A 941-nucleotide genomic window follows, 5' to 3' on the forward strand; every position below is an offset into this window, starting at 1 on the left:
ATTGCAAAGTCATAAACAGCTTGGTTAAACTCATTTACATCTTCAAATAATGCAATTAATTCCTCGTCAGAAAGTTTGTCTAAAGATTTTTGGTTTATCAATGCATGTAAGTCCATATAATCACTCCTAATAAAATATGATATATTGATAAGAAGATAAAGTCAAGTGAGTGAACAAATTTATAAATCCAATTATCAATTATAAAATGGCTTTAAATTATGAAATATAATACAATATTAGAAAATACATGGCCACTAGCGACAAAGAAAAACGTTTATTTATATTAAAAGAATTGTTGAAAATATTTCAAATTGAAGGATTTGGAATAAGTGAAGAGCATGGAAATTAATGGTTGGTGGTTCATGAGAATAAAGAAGGATTTGATAAACTAAATAAAAATAGGTTATTGACATCAATTGCAACGTCATCACTATTAGCCGTCACAATTGGAACAACTCTTAAAAGTGAATTAGAGAGATAAAAACTTCTGATAGAATCGATCTGCTTATATATTTTATTAAGTATAGTGGATTTAGGCTTATTTGAGATGCGTTAGAAGGATTTACCGAAGATCACAAGCTAAGAATTATAACAACATCATATATGGGAGTTTCTGATTTTAATGCAATAGTTGAGCTTTTAAAGTTGCCAAATACTGAAGTTGAAATTTTATATGATACAAACAGAACTGACTGCACGTAAAATCTTATTGTTTTGAAAGAAGTACGGGATATTCATCAGCTTATATAGGATCTTCAAATATATAAAATCCGGCTTTGATTTCTGGATTGGAGTGGAATTTAAAAATTTTAGAATACATATCACCCGATGCAGTTAAATCTTAGAGCAACCGTTATAGCTTTTTTACAAGATATCAATGAGAAAATAAGATAAAAATTGATATGATAATTTATATTAAAGGAGTACTGACAGTGAGTATT

At 28.1% G+C, this 941-nt stretch carries 1 protein-coding gene; it reads left to right on the plus strand.

From position 1 onward, the window contains the following. Positions 1 to 352: 352 nt before the first annotated feature. Entirely contained in the window at positions 353 to 481 is a 129-nt protein-coding gene (locus tag HMPREF9129_RS12630; RefSeq protein WP_004823563.1) for a hypothetical protein, read from the plus strand. Positions 482 to 941 lie beyond the last annotated feature (460 nt).

The sequence above is a fragment of the Peptoniphilus indolicus ATCC 29427 genome (assembly GCF_000227315.1).
Classification (GTDB): domain Bacteria; phylum Bacillota; class Clostridia; order Tissierellales; family Peptoniphilaceae; genus Peptoniphilus; species Peptoniphilus indolicus.